This window comes from Cedecea neteri (genome assembly GCF_000758325.1).
GTDB lineage: Bacteria > Pseudomonadota > Gammaproteobacteria > Enterobacterales > Enterobacteriaceae > Cedecea > Cedecea neteri_B.
Genome location: NZ_CP009459.1, coordinates 2483593 through 2504181, shown reverse-complemented (window position 1 = coordinate 2504181; position 20589 = coordinate 2483593). Strand labels below are relative to the sequence as shown.

Below are 20589 nucleotides of genomic sequence, written 5' to 3'. Positions count from 1 at the left end.
ACGATGGCAGAACCTCAAAGGATAGTGGTCCTCGGCGCCAGCGGCTACATTGGCCAGCATCTGGTGCCGTTACTTGTGGCGGCGGGACATCACGTCACCGCCGCCGCCCGCCGCATTGACTGGCTGAAAAAACAGCCCTGGCCGGGCGTGGAATGCCGACACGTAGATTTGCACTGGCCGCACCGCCTGGGTGCCCTGCTCGAAGGGGCGGATACCGTCTACTACCTGATCCACAGCATGGGTGACGGCGATAATTTTATGGAGTTCGAACGTCAGGCGGCGCTGAACATGCGCGACGCGCTGACCGAACATCCGGTCAAACAGGTCATTTTCCTCAGCTCTTTGCAGGCCAAAAGCGGGCAAACGCATTCGAAGCACCTGAAAGCCCGGCAAATCACCGCGGATATTCTGCGTGATTCCGGCGTGTCGGTTACCGAACTGCGCGCGGGGATTATTGTGGGCGCTGGTTCGGCGGCTTTCGAAGTCATGCGGGATATGGTTTACAACCTGCCAGTGCTGACGCCGCCGCGCTGGGTTCGCTCCCGAACTTCACCTATAGCTTTGGATAACCTGCTGCATTACCTCGTCGCGCTGCTGGACCATCCGGCGACTGAACATCGCCTGTTTGAAGCCGCCGGGCCGGAAGTCCTGAGCTATCAGCAGCAGTTTGAGCGCTTTATGGCTATCAGCGGCCGCCGCCGCCCGCTGATCCCCGTCCCACTCCCCACCAGCTGGATTTCCATGTGGTTTCTGAATGTTATTACCTCGGTGCCGCCCGGCATTGCCAAGGCGCTGATTCAGGGCCTGGAACACGATTTGCTGGCGGACGACCGCAGCCTATGCGAACTCATCCCGCAGCAGCTCATCAGCTTTGACGACGCCGTGCGCCTGACGCTGGCCAACGAACACCAGCTAGCTAACTCGCAGGACTGGGGCTACGACGCGCAGGCTTTTGCCCGCTGGCGGCCCGACTACGGTTTTTTTGCTAAACAGGCGGGCTGTACGCTGACCACCCAGGCTTCTGCCTCTTCGCTCTGGCAGGTGATCAACCAGCTAGGCGGCAAAGAAGGCTACTTTTTTGGCAATGCCCTGTGGAAGACTCGCGCGCTGATGGATCGACTGATGGGCCATAAGCTGGCCAAAGGTCGGCCTGATAAAGCCATGCTGGAAGTGGGTGATACCGTCGATAGCTGGAAAGTGATTATCGCCGAGCCAGAAAAAGAGCTGACGCTGCTGTTTGGTATGAAGGCCCCGGGCCTCGGGCGGCTGTCGTTCACCTTGCAGGATGATGGCAAGGAGCGTCGGCTGGACGTCAGGGCCTGGTGGCATCCTCACGGCTGCGCCGGTTTGATCTACTGGCTGGCGATGATCCCCGCCCATTTATTTATCTTCAGGGGAATGGCGCGGCGAATTGTTCATTTAGCGGAACAAAACTCGATCAAAAAGAGAAGTTAGCTCCTAATCTTTCAGTATTCCCATTGCATGCGCTGCCGTTTCACGGAAAAATGCGCAGCGTTAATCCAAAACATAACGAGTTGGTCACATGAAGGTACTGGTCACGGGCGCAACCAGCGGTTTAGGCCGAAACGCGGTCGAGTATTTACGCGCCAGGGGCATCAGCGTTCGGGCCACCGGACGCAACGAAGCGATGGGCAAACTGCTGCAGAAAATGGGCGCCGAATTTGTCCATGCCGACCTGACGGAGCTGGTTTCTTCCCAGGCTAAGGTGATGCTTGCGGACGTCGACACGCTCTGGCACTGCTCCAGCTTCACCTCACCGTGGGGAACCCAGCAAGCTTTCGACCTCGCCAACGTCCGCGCCACGCGCCGTCTGGGTGAATGGGCCGTTGCCTGGGGCGTGCGTGACTTTATTCATATCTCGTCGCCGTCGCTCTACTTCGACTACCACCACCACCGCAACATCAGCGAAGATTTTCGCCCGGTGCGCTTCGCCAACGAATTTGCCCGCAGCAAAGCCGCCAGCGAAGAGGTGATTCAGCTGCTGGCGCAGGCCAACCCAAACACCCGTTTTACTATTCTGCGCCCGCAAAGCCTGTTCGGGCCGCACGACAAAGTGTTTTTCCCGCGCCTGGTGCAGATGATGCGCCACTACGGTAGCGTGCTGCTGCCGCGCGGCGGCGATGCGCTGGTGGATATGACCTATCTGGAAAACGCGGTACATGCGATGTGGCTGGCGACGCAAAAACAGAATTTGCCTTCTGGCCGCGCCTACAACATCACCAACATGGAAGCGCGCCCGCTGCGCACCATCGTGCAAAAGCTGATCGACGAACTAGGGATTAAATGCCGCATTCGCTCGGTGCCTTACCCGATGCTGGATATCATCGCCCGCAGCCTGGAGCACTTTGGCAATAAATCGGCCAAAGAGCCGGTGCTCACGCACTACGGTGTTTCCAAGCTGAACTTCGACTTAACGCTGGACACCACGCGCGCGGAAACAGAGCTGGGCTATCAGCCTATCGTCACCCTCGATGAAGGCATTCGCCGTACCGCGCTGTGGTTGAAAGATCACGGCACGCTGCACCGCGGTTAACCCTGACCATATTTTTCCAGTAATGCCTCGGCAATCGCCAGGCTCTCCGCATCCGCCTCGCCGCTGTAGTTGGCCGGGCGGAAATGCATCTGGAAGGCAGTAATCACCCTTTTCTGCTGCGCCTCGGTCATGCCTGGCAGCACTTCGTAGCCATACCGGGCAAGCACATCCAGCAGCTCGGTTTTATCCACGGGCTGCAGCGGGCTGCGGCCGTTAAGATAAAACGCCACTCTAGCGGCGTCCGGCCATGCGCCAATCCCTTTTTCCGCGAATTGCTTCCAGGGGAACAGCGGGCCAGGATCAACCTTGCGCTGCGGCGCAATATCGCCGTGAGCGACCACGTTCTGCGGCGCGATGTTATAGCGCGCAATAATCTGCTTCGCTAAATCCTCAAGCACCGCAATCTGCGGCTGGCTGAACGGATAGAAGCGCTGAACACTGCCTACCCGGGTGTAGCCCTGATTTTCCAGCTCAATACCTACGGAGGTGTCGTTAATTCGCGTAGCCCCTCGCCAGAAACTGATTCCGGCATGCCAGGCCAGCTGTTCTTCCGGCACCAGCTGCCAGACAACGGGCTTCCCGCCGGACAGCGGCGGCTCGGCAGGAACAAGGTAGTGGGCGCTGACGTTACGATCGGTGAGCGTGGAAAGCGAACTTGAAAAATCATCCGCCGTGTAGTGGATCACCAGAATTTTCACCCGCGGATAAGCGGCCTGAGCCTGATGCGTGGTGTCCACTTTATAGCTGCCCCGATCGACAATCCCTTTTTGTCCGGCGCAACCCGCCAGCAACAGCGCCAGGGCAAGCGCTAAGATCCTGGTTTTCATTGACGCGTTTTCACCGCCGTCCCGCTGACGCAAACCATCAGCATGCTGCCGTCCTTGCCGACGGTTTCATAGTCGATATCAATCCCGACCACGGCGTTAGCACCCAGGCTTTCGGCCTGTGCCTGAATTTCACGAAATGCGATGTCCCGCGCTTTGCGTAACTCTTTTTCATATGCCCCGGAGCGGCCGCCGACGATATCGCGAACCCCGGCAAAAAAATCGCGGAAAATATTGGCACCCAGGATAGCTTCCCCGGTCACCACGCCGCAGTATTCAGTAATGGTGTGGCCTTCCAGGCCTGGCGTCGTTGTAAACTGCATCACGTTCTCCTCTCTTTGCCATCAACATGTTAGCCCGGCAATCGCCACGCGATTTTGAGCCAATACGCTATGCTAAGGTAGTCCTCCTGAGAAAATAAGGAAATAAAAATGCGCAGCTCAGCTTTGGCTCTTCTCCCCTGTGCGCTGGTGTTGTCGGCCTGTACCACCGTCACCCCGGCCTTCAAAGACATCGGCACCCGCAGCGGCCCCTGCGTCAGCGGCGGCCCGGATGACGTCGCTCAGCAGTTCTATGATTACCGTATCGCGCATAAGGGCGAAGGCCTGAGTTCCGTTGCCGCGCTGCGCCCCTATCTGAGCGATTCCCTGTTCCAGCTTCTGCAAAAATCCAGCACCTCTCCGGCGGCGCAAAGCGCGTTTACCCGCAGCGATATCTTCTCCAGTCAGTCCGAAGGGCCTGACAAAGCCAGCGTGGCTTCGGCGTCAACTATCCCGAACACCGATGCACGAAATATTCCTCTGCGCGTCGAGCTGACCCGCGGCAGCCAGACATGGAAAGATGAAGTGCTGATGGTCCGTGAAGGCCAGTGCTGGGCGGTGGACGATGTGCGTTACCTCGGCGCGGCGAGCCATGCGCCAACCGGCACGCTGCGTCAGGCAGTTGAAGGCAAATAGCGGCAATTTATGCTTACGCTATGCGGGTGGAAGAAACGTAACCCCTGTAAATAGTCTGGTATATTCAGGGATAGCGGTTTTTTATACTTAGCCACCACCCGCCTCGCTATTTTGTGCTAACTTTAGTCGGTGTAAGTGGTTGCTTATAAGTTTTAACGCACAAAGATTGCATAACTATTCTGTTAAAGGTACCCTTTGCGGCCTCAATTGCTATTCAACTTCAGCGCATGAGTATTCAACTAGACAGCATTAATTGCTTTTACGGTGCCCATCAGGCGCTGTTCGATATCACACTACATTGCCCGCAGGGCGAGACGCTGGTATTGCTGGGCCCGAGCGGCGCCGGTAAGAGTTCTCTGCTGCGCGTACTTAACCTGCTTGAAATGCCGCGTTCCGGTAAGCTGAGCATTGCGGGCACAACTTTCGATTTTGCCAAAGCCCCCAGCGACAAAGCGATTCGCGATCTGCGCCAGAACGTCGGCATGGTCTTCCAGCAATACAATCTGTGGCCGCACTTAACCGTGCTGCAAAACCTGATTGAAGCGCCGTGCCGCGTGCTCGGATTAAGCAAAGATCAGGCGCATGAACGCGCCGATAAACTGCTTGAACGCCTGCGCCTGAAGCCCTACATGGACCGCTATCCGCTGCATCTTTCCGGCGGCCAGCAGCAGCGCGTTGCCATTGCCCGCGCCCTGATGATGGAGCCGCAGATTCTGCTGTTTGATGAACCTACCGCCGCTCTGGATCCGGAAATCACCGCGCAGATCGTCAGCATTATCCGCGAACTGGCGGAAACCAACATTACTCAGGTCATCGTGACCCATGAAGTAGAAGTGGCGCGTAAAACCGCCAGCCGCGTGGTGTATATGGAAAACGGCCACATCATCGAACAAGGTGATGCCAGCTGCTTTGCTAACCCGCAAACCGATGCGTTTAAATTCTATCTCTCTCACTGATGTTGAACGGGAAAACGACAATGAAAAAAGTTTTGCTGGCCACTCTTTTAGCCACTCTGAGCCTTTCTGCTACCGCCGCACAGACTATCCGTTTTGCTACCGAAGCCTCTTACCCTCCGTTTGAGTCTATCGACGCCAACAACAAGATCGTCGGCTTTGACGTTGACCTGGCTAACGCCCTGTGCAAACAGATCGATGCCACCTGTACCTTCACCAACCAGGCCTTCGACAGCCTGATCCCAAGCCTGAAATTCCGCCGTATTGACGCGGTCATGGCGGGGATGGACATCACCCCTGAGCGTGAAAAACAGGTACTGTTCACCAAACCTTACTATGACAACTCCGCGCTGTTTGTTGGCGTGAAGGGCAAGTACGCTGATATTGCCGCGCTGAAAGGCAAAAAAGTGGGCATCCAGAACGGCACCACCCACCAGAAATACATCACCGACAAGCACCCGGAAATCACCACCGTGCCTTACGACAGCTACCAGAACGCTAAGCTGGATCTGCAGAACGGTCGTATCGACGCGGTCTTCGGCGACACCGCCGTAGTGACCGAATGGCTGAAAGCCAGCCCGGAACTGGTTGCCGTGGGTGACAAAGTGACCGACAAAGATTACTTCGGCACCGGCCTCGGCATCGCCCTGCGCCAGGGCAACACTGACCTGCAGAGCAAATTCAACGCCGCGCTGGATAAAGTGAAACAAGATGGCACCTACAAAGCCATCTACGACAAATGGTTCCAGAAGTAATCGACTCGATGAACGAATTGTTTCCATTAGCAAGCGCCGCCGGGATGACCGTCGGCCTTGCCGTTTGTGCCCTCATCGTCGGCCTCGTGCTGGCGATGATTTTTGCCGTCTGGGAATCCGCCAAATGGCGCCCGGTGGCATGGATAGGCTCCGGGGTGGTCACGCTTTTCCGCGGTCTGCCTGAAATTTTGGTGGTGCTGTTTATCTACTTCGGCTCCTCCCAGCTGCTGCTGATGCTCTCTGACGGCTTTACCCTCAACCTCGGTTTTACCGCGATCCCGGTCAAAATGGAGATTGAGAACTTTGACGTCAGCCCGTTCCTCTGCGGCGTGATTGCCCTCTCCCTGCTCTACTCCGCCTACGCGTCGCAGACGCTGCGCGGCGCGCTGAAAGCGGTGCCGGTTGGGCAGTGGGAATCGGGCCAGGCGCTGGGTTTATCCAAAACCGCGATTTTCTTCCGGCTGGTCATGCCGCAGATGTGGCGCCACGCGCTGCCGGGCCTGGGTAACCAGTGGCTGGTGCTGTTGAAGGACACCGCGCTGGTGTCGCTTATCAGCGTGAACGACCTGATGCTGCAAACCAAAAGTATCGCCACGCGTACCCAGGAGCCGTTTACCTGGTACGTGATTGCGGCAGCCATTTATCTGGTCATTACCCTGCTGAGTCAATACATCCTGAAGCGTATTGACCTGCGCGCCACGCGCTTTGAACGGAGACCTGGCTGATGCTCGAGTATTTACCGGAGCTGATGAAGGGTCTGCACACCAGCCTGACGCTCACCGCCGCTTCCATTGCCGTCGCGCTCGTGCTGTCGCTGCTGTTCACCATCGTTCTGACGCTGAAAACGCCGGGGCTGGTGCACATTGTGCGCGCCTACATCACGCTGTTTACCGGCACGCCGCTGCTGGTGCAAATCTTCCTGATTTACTACGGTCCGGGGCAGTTCCCGTCGCTCCAGCATTATCCGGTGCTGTGGCATCTGCTTTCCGAACCGTGGCTGTGCGCGTTAATTGCGCTCTCTCTGAACAGCGCCGCGTACACCACGCAGCTGTTTTACGGGGCCATTCGCGCTATACCGGAAGGTCAGTGGCAGTCCTGCAGCGCCTTAGGGATGAGTAAGAAAGACACGCTGGCTATCCTGCTGCCCTATGCTTTTAAGCGCGCGCTCTCTTCTTATTCGAACGAAGTCGTGCTGGTGTTTAAGAGCACCTCGCTGGCCTATACCATTACGCTGATGGAAGTGATGGGCTACGGGCAGCTTCTCTATGGCCGCACCTATGATGTGGCGGTCTTCGGCGCTGCCGGTCTGGTCTACCTCATCGTCAACGGGCTGCTGACGTTGCTGATGCGCCTGATCGAACGCCGGGCGCTGGCGTTTGAACGCCGCAACTAGAGCAGCTAACAGAAAAAGCGGGGCAACCCGCTTTTTTTACGCCTATGAAAATATAATTATACATTTTAATTGCATATAAATTCACACTTTGGCATGGTGGTCTGACGCCGGGAAACGGCGACTTAAAACAATATTGACAGACAGGAGCAACACGCATGAAAAAGTTACTGTTAGCCACCATCTTCGCTACAACCGCATTCAGCGCGGCCGCAGCGGAGAAAATCAACTTCGGCTCTTCGGCAACCTATCCTCCTTTTGAATCTCTGGATGCCAGCAATCAGATCGTCGGTTTTGATATCGATCTGGCCAAAGCATTATGCAAACAAATGCAGGCTGAATGTACCTTCACCAACCACGCTTTCGACAGCCTGATCCCTTCCCTGAAGTTCCGTAAATACGACGCGGTGATTTCCGGGATGGATATTACGCCTGAGCGTGCCAAACAGGTCGCTTTTACCAACCCGTACTACGCCAACTCGGCGGTAGTAATTGCGAAAAAAGGCCAGTTTGCTTCGCTGGACGATCTCAAGGGCAAACGTATCGGGATGGAAAACGGCACCACGCACCAGAAATACCTGCAGGACAAACATCCTGAGATCAAAACCGTCTCCTACGACAGCTACCAGAACGCGATTATTGACCTGAAAAATGGCCGTATTGACGGCGTGTTTGGCGATACCGCCGTGGTGAACGAATGGCTGAAGACCAACCCGCAGCTGGGCACCGTGGGCGAGCATGTGACCGACGCACAGTACTTTGGCACCGGTTTAGGGATTGCGGTTCGCCCGGATAATCAGGCCCTGTTGAAGAAGCTGAACGACGCGCTGGCGGCGATCAAAGCGGACGGGACTTACCAGAAGATCAGCACTCAGTGGTTCCCGCAGTAAGTTTACCCCCTCACCCCAGCCCTCTCCCCAAAGGGGCGAGGGAGAAAGCAAAAACTATGGGAAACATTGTTTATTCCCTCTCCCTTCCAGGGAGAGGGTTAGGGTGAGGGACAACGCTCCAGCAACGTCAACACTTCGTAATGCGAAGTATGCGGGAACATATCAAACAGCTGGGTTCGCACCACGCGATAACCCGGCAGCATCTGAATATCCTTTGCCATGGTCTGCGCGTTGCAGCTTGAATAGACAATAAACGCCGGGGCCATCTGCGTCAGATAATCGCACAGCGCTTTGCCTATCCCCCGGCGTGGCGGGTTCACCAGCACCAGCTGCGGGATATCCTGCTGAGCGACGGCAAACTGCGTGGAATCCAGCGCCTGAAAATGAATATTATTCAGGCCCAGTTTATCAGCCGACTGCTTTGCGCTGGCAATCGCCTCGGGGGCAATTTCAATCCCGGTAAGCTTCATCTCCGGCGTGGTGCAGTGCAGGCCAAATCCTCCCACGCCGCAGAACAGATCCCACATATGTTTGACGGGTAGCGCACGCACCCAGTCACGAGCGGTGGCGTACAGACGGGAAGCAACCTGAGGGTTAGTCTGGAAGAAGCTTTGCGGACGAATATAGAGCGGCACGCCGTTGAAAACCTCTTTGAGCGCACGCTGTTCGGTCAGCGGAATTTCCCGTTCACCTTCCATTATCGCCATGTGTACGGGCTGGATATTGGCTGAAATTACTTTGAGCTGAGGAAGCTGCTGCTGTAGCCACGGCAGCGCCGCTTTCAACTGCTCCAGCTTGCTTTCCGAACGCAGCACAAAGCGCAGCATCATGCCGCCATCCGCCAGGCTTTCGGTCAGCAGCAGATACTTCAGCTCCCCACGCTTACGCGCCACGTTGTAAGGCGTTAACCCCGCACGGGCAATAAAGGGCTTCAGCGCCGCAAAAACAGGCTCAAATGAAGCAGGGTACAAAGGGCAGTCGGTTAAATCTTCGGGCGTGCCGTCGCGGTGCAGCATCCCCAGCAGCGGTTTTTCCACGCTGCCGCTGACCACCATTTTGGCTTTGTTGCGAAATGCCTGCTCAGGGCCGCTTACCGGCTGGCACCACTCGCCCACCGCAATGCCTTCCAGCAGCTGCCGGAGATCGGTCATTTTAGCGAGAAGCTGGTCATCCACCGGTTGTTCAATCCACTGGCAGGAACGACAGCGGCCGGCATCATAGAGCGCGCATTGCATAGAGAAACCCTGAGAAAAAACGAGGGCGCAGATTGTAGCACTCTGCGCTTACTGAAGTCTGAAAAAAAGCCGACTGCGGGCGGGGACAAACAGCAAAATCAGCACCAGAATATCGGGCAGCTTTTGGGTAAACAGCGAGCGGAAGATCTCGCGCTTAGTGCCCCCGGCAACGCTGAATAATTCAGGGTATCCCCAGCCCAGTGAGGACAGAGACAACCAGGTCACGGAAATAATTTGGGTCAGCAGGAACAGCCAGCGCCCCCAGTTACGCCCCTTAATGATCACGAACGCGCAGCGCAGTTCGACAAACAGCATTAACAGGCTGCCGAGAAAAACCAACGTCAGGGGCCAGGTTTGCACGCTGCGGTGCACAAAATCCATCACCCCGCTCACCCCGAGCATATTAAACAGCAGCAGCAAATCAAGGCATCGGGTAGTGACGATGCCGATAGCCGCCACCATCACCAGCGTGGGGACGTTTAATTTTGCATGGGATGACCGCTGTTTCCTGATAATTTCCACAACCTCGCGTTCCTTACGTCACGGTGCCGCGACAAGCGCGGCACCGGAGGCACATCATTGCAGATTTTAGGCGTTTTAACCACGCCTTGCACTCTGGATATCACGCAGCCGCTGCTTTTCTGCCCGCGCCATAAACCACCATGCAATCAAGCCGATAACACCCACAACGCCGAGAATGATCGACGCCAGGGCGTTAATTTCCGGATTAACCCCCATACGCACATTCGAGAACACCAGCATCGGCAGCGTGGTCGCCCCCGGCCCGGACACGAAGCTGGCGATAACCAGGTCGTCGAGCGAAAGCGTGAACGCCAGCAGCCAGCCGGAGATAATGGCGGGCGAAATCATCGGCACGGTGATCACAAAGAACACTTTTAGCGGCGTCGCCCCCAGATCCATCGCCGCTTCTTCAATGGAGCGGTCAAGCTCCCGCAGGCGTGAGCTAATCACCACGGCAACATAGGCGGTGCAGAACGTCACATGCGCCAGCCAGATGGTGAGCATCCCTCTGTCGCTCGGCCAGCCAATCGCGTGTGCCAGCGCCACGAACAGCAGCAGCAGCGAAAGCCCGGTGATCACATCCGGCATAACCAGCGGCGCCGTTAGCATAAAGGCAAAGCCGGTTGAGCCACGAAAACGACCAAAACGTACCATCACCACGGCAGCAATCGTCCCGAGGATAACGGCCATCGTGGCGGCCGCCGCAGCAATGGTCAGGCTCAGGCCAACGGCGTTCATCATCGCCGAATCCCGGAACAGCTCCCCGTACCAGCGCGTTGACCAGCCGGCCCACACCGTCACCAGCTTAGAGCTGTTAAACGAGTAGATAACCAGCATCAGCATGGGCGCATACAGGAAGGTAAAGCCAATCACCAGAATTAAAATACGCCACGGAGAGCGCACAACCGGTAAGTTGTTCATGCGTGATCCTCCGCCGCTTTGTTCTGATATTTATGGAACCACATGATCGGCACGATAAGCAGCAGGAGCATGATAATCGCCACGGCTGAAGCCACCGGCCAGTCGCGGTTGTTAAAGAATTCCTGCCACAGGACACGGCCAATCATGATGCTGTCCGGCCCGCCAAGCAGTTCCGGGATCACAAACTCCCCTACCGCCGGAATAAACACCAGCATCGAACCGGCAATAATCCCGCCTTTGGTCAGCGGCACAATCACGCTGAAGAACGTTTTCAGCGGCCGCGCGCCGAGATCTAACGAAGCCTCCACCAGCGAATAATCTATGCGCGTTAGCGCTGTATAAATCGGCAGCACCATAAACGGCAGGTAGGCATAAACCACCCCGATGTAGACCGCAAGATTGGTGTGCAGAATGGTCAGCGGCTGGTCGATAACCCCGAGCCAAAGCAGCACGTTATTCAATATGCCGTTATTTTTCAGGATGCCCATCCACGCATACACGCGGATCAGGAACGAGGTCCATGAGGGCAGGATCACCAGTAACAGCAGGATGTTTCGCGTCGAGGATTTACTGTGCGCCACCGCCCATGCGAGCGGGTAACCCAGCGCCAGGCAGCACAGCGTTGACACCGCCGCTACCTGCAAGGATTGCAGATAAGCCTCGAAATAGAGCGGATCGTCCGTCAGCTGGAAGTAGTTCGCCAGATTCAGGGTGATCGACAGCTGGCCATCGGCCCAGCTCACCAGATCGCTGTAAGGCGGGATCGCCCGGGCGATTTCCGAAAAACTGATCTTAAAGACGATCAGGAACGGCAGCATAAACAGCAGGATCAGCCACAAATAGGGCAGCGCGATTGCCAGCTTGCGTCCGTGCACCATCTGCAAGCGAGCGAGCAAACGCTTCGCGCCGGAGGACTGAGGAACCGCTGTCTCTGCAGGGCCTTCAGAAAGTGTTGTCATTTTTCCCCCTTAAACCGTCAGAACCACGCAGCTATCGGCATCCCAGCACAGGCGAACTTCATCCCCCCAGGTGGGCGCTCCTTTACGGTAGCGGTGCTCATTTTGCAGCTGGGCGCTGATCATCTGCCCGCTTTTCAGCCGAACGTGGTAGATGGAGAGATCGCCGAGGTAGGCAATATGCACCACTTCTCCGACGGCAAAGTTATAGCCATCAGCGGGCGGATCCTCGCAAAGCATCACCTTTTCCGGGCGCAGCGCGACGAAAACCGGTACGCCGTCCACCACGGAAGCATCAGGATCCACCTTCAGCGGATGCACAAGTCCGGGGCTGTCTATCACCAGTCCGTCGTCCTGGCGCTCTTTCAACAGCCCTTCGAAGACGTTTACCGACCCGATAAACTCCGCGCTATAGCGGGTAGTTGGGTGCTCATAAATCTCTTCCGGCTCGCCAATTTGCACGAACTTGCCGCGATTCATGATGGCAATTCGCCCGGCCATGGTCATCGCCTCTTCCTGGTCGTGGGTCACCATTACGCAGGTCACGCCGACGCGTTCAAGAATGTCCACCACTTCCAGCTGCATCCGGTCACGCAGTTTTTTATCCAGTGCCCCCATAGGCTCGTCGAGCAGTAATAATTTCGGGCGTTTAGCCAGGCTTCTTGCTAACGCGACGCGCTGGCGCTGGCCGCCGGAAAGCTGGTGAGGCTTGCGCTTTGCAAACTCCTGCATGTGTACCAGGGTCAGCATTTCTGCCACCCGGCTGGTGATTTCCGCCTTCGGCAGTTTGTCCTGCTTCAGGCCAAAGGCGATGTTTTGCTCCACGGTCATATGCGGGAACAGAGCATAGGACTGGAACATCATATTGATTGGGCGCTGATAAGGCGGCACATGCGACAAATCGACGCCATCAAGCATGATTTGCCCTGCGCTTGGCTGTTCAAACCCTGCCAGCATGCGCAGCAGCGTAGATTTGCCGCAGCCAGAAGCACCCAGCAAAGCAAAAATTTCGCCTTTATAGATGGTCAGACTGACGTCATCCACGGCATGTTGGCCATCAAACGATTTAGTGAGGTTACGAATTTCCAGCAGCGGCGTCAGCGCTTTGGGTGTTTTGGACTGCGGGCGAGGGATTGCGTCGTTCAATTCTGTTGCTCTCCGGCAAAAGCAAAAAGAAGATACGGCCCGGTTGCCGTACTTTTAGCCACCCCGGAAACAAGGGCTTCCGTTCAGGCTGGGGCGATTGCACAACTCTGGTGCAACCGCCCGGTGCAGGGTGTGACAGGACTATTTGCCTGTTTTAACCTTAGTCCACGCGCGGGTGATAACCCGGTCAATCTTCGCTGGCATCACCGTTTGTGTGAACAACTTGGCACGAATATCCGCCGGTGGGTAAATTCCCGGGTTACTGCGGACCTCTTCGCTCAGCAACGGCGTAGCTTCTTTGTTGGCGTTCGCGTAGTAAATATGATTACTGATGTTGGCGATAACGTCCGGCTTCATCAGGTAGTTCAGGAACTGGTACGCTTCGTCTTTATTCTTCGCGTCTACCGGCAGGGCAAACATATCGAAGTAGACCATCGCGCCTTCCTTAGGAATGGAATAAGCAACATTCACGCCATTTTTAGCTTCTTTGGCACGGTTTGCTGCCTGCAGAATGTCCCCTGACCAGCCAATCGCCACGCAAATATCACCGTTGGCCAGATCGTTGATGTACTGGGATGAATGGAAGTAACGAATATTTGGCCGCAGCTTCATCAGCAGATCGTTAGCCGCCCCGGTGTAGTCCGCGGCGTTGGTGCTATTCGGATCTTTGCCCAGGTAGTGCAAGACGGTAGCGTAAATTTCACTTGGTGCGTCAAGGAACGACACGCCACAGCTTTTCAGTTTTTCAAGGTTTTCCGGCTTGAAGATCAGATCCCAGCTGTCCACCGGCGCGTCTTTCCCCAGCACAGCCTTTACTTTATCGACGTTATAGCCGATGCCGGTCGTCACCATCATGTACGGAATGCCGTATTTGTTGTCGTGGTCGTTTTGCGCCACCAGCTTGAGCATTTCCGGGTCGAGGTTTTTGTAGTTCGGCAGTTTGCTTTTATCCAGCGGCTCGAAGATACCGGCCTGCGCCTGGCGCTCAAGGAACTGCGAAGACGGCACCACCAGGTCATAGCCCGTGCTGCCCGCCATCAGTTTGCCTTCCAGCACTTCGTTGGAATCAAACACGTCGTAGACCACTTTGATACCGGTCTCTTTGGTGAAGTTTGCCAGGGTATCCGGGGCAATATAATCAGACCAGTTATAAACGTGCAGCGTCTTTTGTTCGGCGGCAGAGCTGGCGGCAGAAGCCACCATCAGCGCGCCAGCAACCATCCCCAACAACCCTTTTTTACGTAGGTAGAGCATAATTTCATTCCTTCTGAATAAAGGCCAAACCAGGCTCGAATGAGCCGAATTTACGCAATGTGGCTTATCCGCATTCACCGCACGCTTTTTTAGCATGCAAAATTCATGCATCTCTATTCATTCTGCTGAAAAAGAATTTGGGTAATCTTCACGCAGACGTTGCTCGTTTTTACGGCCAAGCAAGAATAACTGTAGCCAGGGTTGGCGACTATAGCCCGGATGAAAAAACGCCTTTTATCAACTTTTTAGACATCTTTCGTCTATTCAGGCGGCAAAAACGCGCCTTATGGCAGGGATTTGTCTGGCTGTGACGGCTTTATGACAGAATAAAAACATGCAGAACGCGGCGGCGCTGGTGGCCGCTGCGTTAAAAAAAGAAAGGATCAGTGCAGAGAGTGGGTGTGAATAATTGTGCCGTCGCGCTCTTCTTCTTCGGCCACAAAAAGCAGCTGATTAGCGCAAGCCTCGAGGATCACCATCGAAACCTGCTCTTCGCTCTGCTGAACGAAGGCGGCAAACTGCTCGCGGGTAATGCCCACCGAGGCAGACAGTGACTGACACACCACCAGCTTGGGCAGGTTATCATCCTGGATGTCGAGGAACGCTTTCACCGTCAGCGAGCTGGCGTTGATCGAGGAGAGATCGGATGCCAGCGGCAGCAGCGCCGACGGCTTAACTTCTGCCAATGCGGAAAACAGAATAATGTTGTCCACGAGATCGATTTTCGCGTCGTATACGCCATCGAAGTTCTGCATATGGGGCAAATGCAATGCCTGGCAGGTATCGCACTCGAAAAAGGTTACGCCAGTTTCATCCAGCCAGCGGCGTAAAGTGTCCAGAGTCGGGACCACGAGTGAATCCATAAACGCAAAAACCTCATTACCTGTTCAAAAATTAACGTGCCATCTTACGCAAAAATGACACGTCATACTATGCATTAGCGCCGATTTGGTAATTATCCCCCGGTTTTAAGACAGTACCCAGGGCGGGCCTGCCGCTCTATCCATTTTATCATCAGCCCGGCGATATCGACCCCGCTCGTGTTTTCAATGCCTTCCAGCCCCGGTGAGGCGTTTACTTCCATCACCAGCGGCCCACGATCGGCGCGTAAAATATCCACCCCCGCAATATCCAGCCCCAGCGTGCTGGCCGCTTTTAGCGCCACTTCTCGCTCAAGATCGGTAATCGTGACCTGATGCGCGACACCACCGCGGTGAAGGTTTGAGCGGAAATCGCCGGGCTTGGCCTGCCGTTCAATGGCGGCCACCACCTCATCGCCCACTACCAGACAGCGAATATCTCTGCCCTTCGCTTCTTTGATGTATTCCTGCACCAGAATATGGGCGTTAAGACCGCGAAACGCATCAATCACGCTTTCCGCCGCCTGCCGCGTTTCAGCCAGCACCACACCAATCCCCTGCGTGCCTTCAACGAGCTTCACCACCAGCGGCGCGCCGCCCACCATATCAATAAGATCGCTGGTGTCGTCCGGTGAGTGGGCAAACCCCGTCACCGGTAGATCGATGCCCTGTTTCGCCAGCAGCTGCAGCGAACGCAGCTTGTCCCGCGCGCGGGTGATCGCCACTGACTCGTTAAGCGGGTAGCTTCCCAGCATTTCGAACTGGCGCAGCACCGCCGTGCCGTAAAAGGTGATAGCCGAGCCGATGCGCGGGATAACCGCGTCATAGTGCGGCAGTTGACGCCCCTTGTAATGCACGGAAGGCGCGGCCGGATTAATGTTCATATAGCAAGAAAGGGGATCGATGATCTCCACCTGATGACCGCGACGCGTTGCCGCCTCGCGCAGGCGCTTGCATGAGTAGAGCGTTCCATCCCGGGATAAAATAGCGATTTTCAACCTGCACCTCTGAGCAACCAGACCAAAATTAACCGCCCGCTAATCATACCACTGCCTTCACCTTTCAACGACGGGCTAATCGGCGGGAGACATCTTAAGTGCCTCAATTAATTGCTTTGTGGTAGAGGTGAGATGCACGGGATCAAAAACGGCATACAGGTCGGCGGGTATCGGCCTCGCCGGGGGGCGAAACACCACGCCAGGCCAGTTCATCTGCGCGTAGCTGTCGGCGATTATGGTTAGCCCGAAACCAATGCTCACCAGCGCCAGTACGGTTTGCGGCTCCACCGCCTCACGAACAACCCTCGGGGTAAAACCGGCTTCGCGGCAAACTCGCTGCAGAAACGTCCAGTCTGAGTGAATGGCGGTCATCGTCACGAACGCTTCATGCCTTAGTTGGGTAATGTCCACCGTCTGCTGCCGGGCTAACGGGTGCTGCTCCGGCAGCGCGACCATAAATGTTGCCTCATGCAGCTTTTCGCTCTTAAGGCCGCCGGGCGGGCTGGTTTCCATCCGCCAGATTCCGGCATCAATCTCGTGGCGTTCAAGCAAGGCAAGCTGGTCTCCCGGGGACTTTTCGCGGAAGGTCACATCGATGGCGGGATAGTCAGCAATAAACCGCCGTAGCCCAAGCCGCAGCCCGCCCCAAATGGCGGTACCAACAATGCCTAGCTGAATTCGCCCTCCTTCGCCGCGGCCAATTTGCTCAACCCTGGCCAGCGCAAGGCTTGCGTTGTTCAGCAGCTGTTTTGTCTCTTCCAGCAGGACCTCGCCTGCATGAGTCAGCGCCACGTGCCGGGAATGACGAATAAACAGTACTGTACCCAACTGAGCTTCCAGCTCTTTGATATGAAAGCTTAAGGGAGGCTGCGACATGTTCAACCGCGCGGCGGCCCGGCCAAAGTGCAGCTCCTCGGCTACGGCCTGAAAATAGCGCAGCAGCTTAAGATCGGTGCGATAGATACGCTGAGATGTATTCATGAGGCTCCCTGAGTGGCAAGCCTCATAAATTACCATCGCTTACGCTTGCTGTAAGGCCGGGCGCCTTAATGTGCGAGCGATGCCGAAGAATCACTCTGCTGGCGGTGGCGATAGTGGAAGCTAAAGTGGAAGACGACGGCGAGCACCAGCGCATAGCCAGCAAATACCAGCCAGATGGTCGGCCAGTCTTTGATGCCATCGAGGGTGAAATAATCCACCACATAACCGCTGACAATCGCCCCGAGATACGCCCCAACCCCGTTCACCATCGTCATAAACAGCCCTTGAGCGCTGGCGCGAATACGTGAGTCCACCTCCTGCTCAACAAAAACGGAGCCAGAGATATTAAAGAAATCAAAGGCACAGCCGTACACCACCATCGACAGCAACAGCAGCACAAAACCAAAGGCCGAAGGATCGCCCCAGGCGAACAGCGCAAAGCGCAGCACCCAGGCGACCATGCTCATCAGCATGACCTGTTTAATGCCAAAACGACGCAGGAAGAAGGGGATCGTTAAAATAAAGACCACTTCCGACATCTGCGAGACGGACAGTAAAATCGAGGGGTACTGCACCACAAAGCTGCTGGCAAACTCAGGCTGACGGGCAAAATCATGCAGGAACGGGTTACCGAAAGTATTGGTGATTTGCAGCACCGCCCCAAGCAGCATGGCGAACAGGAAAAAAACCGCCATTTGTGGCTTTTTGAACAGCACAAACGCGTCCAGCCCCAGGCGGCTCACCCAGCTGCGCGTGGCCTGGCTTTTTATCACCGGGATAGTCGGCAGCGTAAGCGCATACAGCGCCAGCATCCCGGAAGCTCCTGCGGCAATATAGAGCTGCATGCTGCTCAGCTCTATACGCATCAGGCTGACGGTCCACATTGCCGCAATAAAGCCCACGGTACCGAACACCCTCACTGGCGGGAAATGCGTCACCGTATCCAGACCGGCTTTCTCCAGGCAGGCGTAAGACACCGTATTAGACAGCGCAATTGTCGGCATAAAGGCTAGCGCATTCCCCAGCATTGCCCAAAACATCAGCCCTGGCTGGTCGATACTGGCCGCCCAGACCAGCATCCCCGCCCCAACCAAATGGCAGAGAGAGTACACCCTATTAGCCGGAAGCCATTTATCAGCCACAATGCCGATTAGGCCTGGCATTAGCAGCGCTGCAAGCCCTTTGGTACTGTAAACCATGCCAACGTCCGCGCCTTTAAAGCCGAGCGTATTGATCATGTAAGATCCCAAAGTGACCAGCCACGCCCCCCAGATGAAGTACTGCAAAAACAGCATGATTTTTAAGCGGAGTTTAATCGCCATCTGTTTTCCCTGCCTTGGTCAGTGAGGATCAGGCCAGTTTGCCGAGGAAGCCGCAAATCAGGTTAATGAAGTTCTGCCGCGACAGCGCAGCCGCTTTCAGCGTCTGTTCATGGGAAAGCTGAATACTGCCCAACCCTTCGGCAAGGTTGGTAATCGCCGAGACGGCAACCACCTTCAGGCCGCAATGGCGGGCGCTGATCACCTCAGGCACAACCGACATCCCCACCACGTGGCCGCCAATGATTTGCATCATGCGAATTTCCGCTGCAGTTTCGAAGTTTGGCCCCGGATAAGAAACAAAAACTCCTTCGTGCAGCGGGAACCCCTGTTCACGCGCAACCTGCATTAACACAGCGCGGTAGTCAGCATCATAGGCGTTTGCCAGCGAGAAAAAGCGTTCGCCAAACCGCTCATCATTTGGCCCAACCGTCGGGGTGCCCGGCATTGTATTAATATGATCGCTGAGTGCCACCAGGCTTCCGGGTTCCACTTCCGGGCGCAGAGAACCGGCGGCGTTGGTAGAAAACAGGATATCGCATCCCAGTAGCTTAAAAGTGCGAATTGCGCTGGTCATCACCGACATCCCGCGCCCTTCATAAAAGTGCCCCCGCCCTTTCATACAAGCTACCGGCACGCCAGCCAGCGTACCGACAACCAATTCACCCGCATGACCGTGGACAGTGCTGACGGGGAACCCGGGCAGCTCTTCGTAGGAAAACGTGATTGGGGAGTCGATTTTTTCTGCAAGCTCCCCCAGCCCGGAGCCCAGAATGAAAGCGATGCGCGGCACCAGACCGTTAATTCGGGCGCGAATAATGTCGGCGGCGTAGAAAGGAGAATTATCAAAAACAGAGGTAGGCATAAAAGGTTCCTTGTCAGATTGTCGTTATAACTTCAGCAGTTATAACGACTCACCGGCGGATGAAACCAATACCGTTTGAGGCCACGATTAATACTGAAAATGTATCGATCGCCGATTTGTTGGCCTGGCAGCCGCGTAAATTAGCGTGTCGCCCAGCCCTGCTTGTGCAGGTAATCCAGAATGAAAGGCCGGCTTTCTTTAATGATGGTACGGCTGATATGGTCGCTCCAGGTGTCGCGCCGCGTGTTGCTGTCGCGACTCAAATAATACTGCGCCAGCTGCTCGTCGTACTCGTCCAGCAGCGGCCTGTTCAGCGGCTGATAGCGGTTTTCATGCACCAGCATCGCGGCCGGCATACGCGGCTTGATATCCGGCGTGGCCGCGGGCCAGCCCAGGCAAAGCCCGAACAGCGGCAACACGTATTTCGGCACGCCCAACAGCTCTCCCACCGCTTCGATATTGTTGCGGATGCCGCCAATGTAGACCCCGCCCAGCCCCAGAGACTCTGCGGCAGTAAACGCATTCTGCGCCAGAATCGCGGTATCAACCGCACCAAGAAGCAGCTGTTCTGCCAGCCCAAGCCGGGCGTCCGGGCAGATTTCCAGGTTACGATTAAAGTCGGCGCAGAACACCCAAAACTCGGCCGCTTCCGCCACATGTTTTTGCCCACCGGTCAGCGGCACCAGTTGCTCGCGCAGCGCTTTATCCGTAATACGAATGATTGAACTGCACTGGAGGAAGCTGGAAGTCGAAGCCGCCTGTGCGCTGGCAATAATGGCTTCGCGCTGCTCGTCGGTAATGGGTTCCCCGGTAAAATGACGAATTGAACGGTGGGAACGAAGCAGATCAATGGTCGGCGTCATCGCGTTTTTCCTTTGGCTTTTTTAAATCAGAGTGTTTTGAAGCAGAATCGGGCTGGGTCAGCTGCGGTGCAAGGCGCTTTGCGATATGCCACGTCATGATGATTGCCGCCGGCAGCATCAGCCCAAGGCCAATAAATACCATGACTATAGCCGCCGTTGCAGTGGCCACAGGTGCGGGTAGCGTCAGGTATCCCCGCAGCGAGAGAAAAGCGAGCGCCAAAAAGCCTATACCCACCGCTTCCAGCACAATAACCGATTTGGGTAACGATCCGACCGCGCGCATATCAGCACCTCCTGTGTTCAGGCCTTGAATCATCGAGGCCGCGTCCCTGCAATTTAGGGCAGAT

At 56.0% G+C, this 20589-nt stretch carries 23 protein-coding genes; 8 read left to right on the top strand and 15 right to left on the bottom strand.

Going from position 1 to position 20589, the window contains the following annotated elements; all coding sequences use genetic code 11:
• Nucleotides 1-3: 3 nt before the first annotated feature.
• Both LH86_RS11845 and LH86_RS11840 read left to right on the top strand, forming a co-directional pair.
• Nucleotides 4-1455, top strand: coding sequence for an SDR family oxidoreductase (locus LH86_RS11845; RefSeq protein ID WP_039301499.1), 1452 nt, complete (start codon nucleotides 4-6; stop codon nucleotides 1453-1455).
• 88 nt (nucleotides 1456-1543) lie between these two features.
• Nucleotides 1544-2554: an NAD-dependent epimerase/dehydratase family protein gene (locus LH86_RS11840; RefSeq protein WP_008461085.1), complete on the top strand. Its 1011-nt coding sequence runs from the start codon at nucleotides 1544-1546 to the stop codon at nucleotides 2552-2554.
• Here LH86_RS11840 and LH86_RS11835 read toward each other — a convergent pair.
• Entirely contained in the window at nucleotides 2551-3381 is an 831-nt protein-coding gene (locus LH86_RS11835; protein ID WP_039301495.1) for an N-acetylmuramoyl-L-alanine amidase, read from the bottom strand. The two genes, LH86_RS11840 and LH86_RS11835, sit on opposite strands and share 4 nt — an antisense overlap.
• Nucleotides 3378-3701 (bottom strand): heavy metal-binding domain-containing protein, encoded by a 324-nt coding sequence (locus LH86_RS11830; RefSeq protein WP_039301492.1) that lies wholly within the window; start codon nucleotides 3699-3701, stop codon nucleotides 3378-3380. The genes LH86_RS11835 and LH86_RS11830 overlap by 4 nt, the downstream gene beginning before the upstream one ends.
• Nucleotides 3702-3809: 108 nt before the next feature.
• Here LH86_RS11830 and LH86_RS11825 point away from each other — a divergent pair, with 108 nt between their 5' ends.
• From LH86_RS11825 to artJ (LH86_RS11800), 6 genes are all read left to right on the top strand, one after another.
• Complete coding sequence (locus LH86_RS11825; protein ID WP_039301490.1) at nucleotides 3810-4334, top strand: lipoprotein; 525 nt, start codon at nucleotides 3810-3812, stop codon at nucleotides 4332-4334.
• A gap of 227 nt (nucleotides 4335-4561) precedes the next feature.
• Nucleotides 4562-5290: an arginine ABC transporter ATP-binding protein ArtP gene (gene artP / locus LH86_RS11820; RefSeq protein ID WP_039301487.1), complete on the top strand. Its 729-nt coding sequence runs from the start codon at nucleotides 4562-4564 to the stop codon at nucleotides 5288-5290.
• Nucleotides 5291-5310: 20 nt separating this feature from the next.
• Nucleotides 5311-6042 carry an arginine ABC transporter substrate-binding protein gene (gene artJ / locus LH86_RS11815; protein WP_008461077.1) on the top strand — a complete coding sequence of 244 codons (732 nt, stop codon included), beginning with the start codon at nucleotides 5311-5313 and terminating at the stop codon, nucleotides 6040-6042.
• A gap of 8 nt (nucleotides 6043-6050) precedes the next feature.
• Nucleotides 6051-6767: an arginine ABC transporter permease ArtQ gene (gene artQ, locus LH86_RS11810; protein ID WP_039301484.1), complete on the top strand. Its 717-nt coding sequence runs from the start codon at nucleotides 6051-6053 to the stop codon at nucleotides 6765-6767.
• On the top strand, nucleotides 6767-7435 hold the full coding sequence (gene artM / locus LH86_RS11805) for an arginine ABC transporter permease ArtM (RefSeq protein WP_039291448.1): 669 nt from the start codon (nucleotides 6767-6769) through the stop codon (nucleotides 7433-7435). Before artQ ends, artM begins: the two co-directional genes overlap by 1 nt.
• 155 nt (nucleotides 7436-7590) lie before the next feature.
• A complete protein-coding gene (gene artJ / locus LH86_RS11800; protein WP_039301481.1) occupies nucleotides 7591-8322 on the top strand; it encodes an arginine ABC transporter substrate-binding protein ArtJ in 732 nt (243 codons plus the stop codon).
• Nucleotides 8323-8420: 98 nt separating this feature from the next.
• Here the strand turns inward: artJ (LH86_RS11800) and rlmC are convergent, their stop codons facing one another.
• The 13 genes from rlmC to LH86_RS11735 form a co-directional block, all read right to left on the bottom strand.
• On the bottom strand, nucleotides 8421-9557 hold the full coding sequence (gene rlmC, locus LH86_RS11795) for a 23S rRNA (uracil(747)-C(5))-methyltransferase RlmC (RefSeq protein WP_039301478.1): 1137 nt from the start codon (nucleotides 9555-9557) through the stop codon (nucleotides 8421-8423).
• A 48-nt stretch (nucleotides 9558-9605) separates the two neighbouring features.
• Entirely contained in the window at nucleotides 9606-10079 is a 474-nt protein-coding gene (locus LH86_RS11790) for a YbjO family protein (protein ID WP_039301475.1), read from the bottom strand.
• A 75-nt stretch (nucleotides 10080-10154) separates the two neighbouring features.
• Nucleotides 10155-11000, bottom strand: a complete 846-nt coding sequence (potI, locus tag LH86_RS11785) for a putrescine ABC transporter permease PotI (RefSeq protein ID WP_008461065.1) — start codon at nucleotides 10998-11000, stop codon at nucleotides 10155-10157.
• Entirely contained in the window at nucleotides 10997-11959 is a 963-nt protein-coding gene (gene potH / locus LH86_RS11780) for a putrescine ABC transporter permease PotH (RefSeq protein ID WP_039301470.1), read from the bottom strand. The genes potI and potH overlap by 4 nt, the downstream gene beginning before the upstream one ends.
• A 9-nt stretch (nucleotides 11960-11968) precedes the next feature.
• A complete protein-coding gene (gene potG, locus LH86_RS11775; protein ID WP_039301467.1) occupies nucleotides 11969-13102 on the bottom strand; it encodes a putrescine ABC transporter ATP-binding subunit PotG in 1134 nt (377 codons plus the stop codon).
• A 141-nt stretch (nucleotides 13103-13243) separates the two neighbouring features.
• Nucleotides 13244-14356 carry a spermidine/putrescine ABC transporter substrate-binding protein PotF gene (potF, locus tag LH86_RS11770; protein WP_008461059.1) on the bottom strand — a complete coding sequence of 371 codons (1113 nt, stop codon included), beginning with the start codon at nucleotides 14354-14356 and terminating at the stop codon, nucleotides 13244-13246.
• A 383-nt stretch (nucleotides 14357-14739) separates the two neighbouring features.
• Complete coding sequence (locus LH86_RS11765) at nucleotides 14740-15219, bottom strand: YbjN domain-containing protein (RefSeq protein ID WP_008461058.1); 480 nt, start codon at nucleotides 15217-15219, stop codon at nucleotides 14740-14742.
• Between the two features lie 92 nt (nucleotides 15220-15311).
• Nucleotides 15312-16214: a 30S ribosomal protein S6--L-glutamate ligase gene (gene rimK, locus LH86_RS11760; protein ID WP_039301464.1), complete on the bottom strand. Its 903-nt coding sequence runs from the start codon at nucleotides 16212-16214 to the stop codon at nucleotides 15312-15314.
• A gap of 75 nt (nucleotides 16215-16289) precedes the next feature.
• The gene (locus LH86_RS11755) at nucleotides 16290-17195 is read right to left on the bottom strand and encodes a LysR family transcriptional regulator (RefSeq protein ID WP_039301461.1); all 906 of its coding nucleotides are present in this window, start codon (nucleotides 17193-17195) and stop codon (nucleotides 16290-16292) included.
• A 65-nt stretch (nucleotides 17196-17260) separates the two neighbouring features.
• Complete coding sequence (locus tag LH86_RS11750) at nucleotides 17261-18517, bottom strand: nucleoside permease (RefSeq protein WP_039301459.1); 1257 nt, start codon at nucleotides 18515-18517, stop codon at nucleotides 17261-17263.
• A 28-nt stretch (nucleotides 18518-18545) separates the two neighbouring features.
• The gene (gene xapA, locus LH86_RS11745) at nucleotides 18546-19379 is read right to left on the bottom strand and encodes a xanthosine phosphorylase (protein ID WP_039301456.1); all 834 of its coding nucleotides are present in this window, start codon (nucleotides 19377-19379) and stop codon (nucleotides 18546-18548) included.
• A gap of 140 nt (nucleotides 19380-19519) precedes the next feature.
• Nucleotides 19520-20242 carry an oxygen-insensitive NADPH nitroreductase gene (nfsA, locus tag LH86_RS11740; RefSeq protein WP_039291434.1) on the bottom strand — a complete coding sequence of 241 codons (723 nt, stop codon included), beginning with the start codon at nucleotides 20240-20242 and terminating at the stop codon, nucleotides 19520-19522.
• Complete coding sequence (locus tag LH86_RS11735) at nucleotides 20226-20558, bottom strand: YbjC family protein (protein ID WP_419655512.1); 333 nt, start codon at nucleotides 20556-20558, stop codon at nucleotides 20226-20228. Before LH86_RS11735 ends, nfsA begins: the two co-directional genes overlap by 17 nt.
• Nucleotides 20559-20589 lie beyond the last annotated feature (31 nt).

What these genes read in the sequence shown, in the direction of transcription:
- LH86_RS11845 (WP_039301499.1), top strand. Translation starts at nt 4, where the DNA reads ATGGCAGAACCTCAAAGGATAGTGGTCCTCGGCGCCAGCGGCTACATT.
- LH86_RS11840 (WP_008461085.1), top strand. Translation starts at nt 1,544, where the DNA reads ATGAAGGTACTGGTCACGGGCGCAACCAGCGGTTTAGGCCGAAACGCG.
- LH86_RS11835 (WP_039301495.1), bottom strand. Translation starts at nt 3,381, where the DNA reads ATGAAAACCAGGATCTTAGCGCTTGCCCTGGCGCTGTTGCTGGCGGGT.
- LH86_RS11830 (WP_039301492.1), bottom strand. Translation starts at nt 3,701, where the DNA reads ATGCAGTTTACAACGACGCCAGGCCTGGAAGGCCACACCATTACTGAA.
- LH86_RS11825 (WP_039301490.1), top strand. Translation starts at nt 3,810, where the DNA reads ATGCGCAGCTCAGCTTTGGCTCTTCTCCCCTGTGCGCTGGTGTTGTCG.
- artP (WP_039301487.1), top strand. Translation starts at nt 4,562, where the DNA reads ATGAGTATTCAACTAGACAGCATTAATTGCTTTTACGGTGCCCATCAG.
- artJ (WP_008461077.1), top strand. Translation starts at nt 5,311, where the DNA reads ATGAAAAAAGTTTTGCTGGCCACTCTTTTAGCCACTCTGAGCCTTTCT.
- artQ (WP_039301484.1), top strand. Translation starts at nt 6,051, where the DNA reads ATGAACGAATTGTTTCCATTAGCAAGCGCCGCCGGGATGACCGTCGGC.
- artM (WP_039291448.1), top strand. Translation starts at nt 6,767, where the DNA reads ATGCTCGAGTATTTACCGGAGCTGATGAAGGGTCTGCACACCAGCCTG.
- artJ (WP_039301481.1), top strand. Translation starts at nt 7,591, where the DNA reads ATGAAAAAGTTACTGTTAGCCACCATCTTCGCTACAACCGCATTCAGC.
- rlmC (WP_039301478.1), bottom strand. Translation starts at nt 9,557, where the DNA reads ATGCAATGCGCGCTCTATGATGCCGGCCGCTGTCGTTCCTGCCAGTGG.
- potI (WP_008461065.1), bottom strand. Translation starts at nt 11,000, where the DNA reads ATGAACAACTTACCGGTTGTGCGCTCTCCGTGGCGTATTTTAATTCTG.
- potH (WP_039301470.1), bottom strand. Translation starts at nt 11,959, where the DNA reads ATGACAACACTTTCTGAAGGCCCTGCAGAGACAGCGGTTCCTCAGTCC.
- potF (WP_008461059.1), bottom strand. Translation starts at nt 14,356, where the DNA reads ATGCTCTACCTACGTAAAAAAGGGTTGTTGGGGATGGTTGCTGGCGCG.
- LH86_RS11765 (WP_008461058.1), bottom strand. Translation starts at nt 15,219, where the DNA reads ATGGATTCACTCGTGGTCCCGACTCTGGACACTTTACGCCGCTGGCTG.
- LH86_RS11755 (WP_039301461.1), bottom strand. Translation starts at nt 17,195, where the DNA reads ATGAATACATCTCAGCGTATCTATCGCACCGATCTTAAGCTGCTGCGC.
- LH86_RS11750 (WP_039301459.1), bottom strand. Translation starts at nt 18,517, where the DNA reads ATGGCGATTAAACTCCGCTTAAAAATCATGCTGTTTTTGCAGTACTTC.
- xapA (WP_039301456.1), bottom strand. Translation starts at nt 19,379, where the DNA reads ATGCCTACCTCTGTTTTTGATAATTCTCCTTTCTACGCCGCCGACATT.
- nfsA (WP_039291434.1), bottom strand. Translation starts at nt 20,242, where the DNA reads ATGACGCCGACCATTGATCTGCTTCGTTCCCACCGTTCAATTCGTCAT.
- LH86_RS11735 (WP_419655512.1), bottom strand. Translation starts at nt 20,558, where the DNA reads ATGATTCAAGGCCTGAACACAGGAGGTGCTGATATGCGCGCGGTCGGA.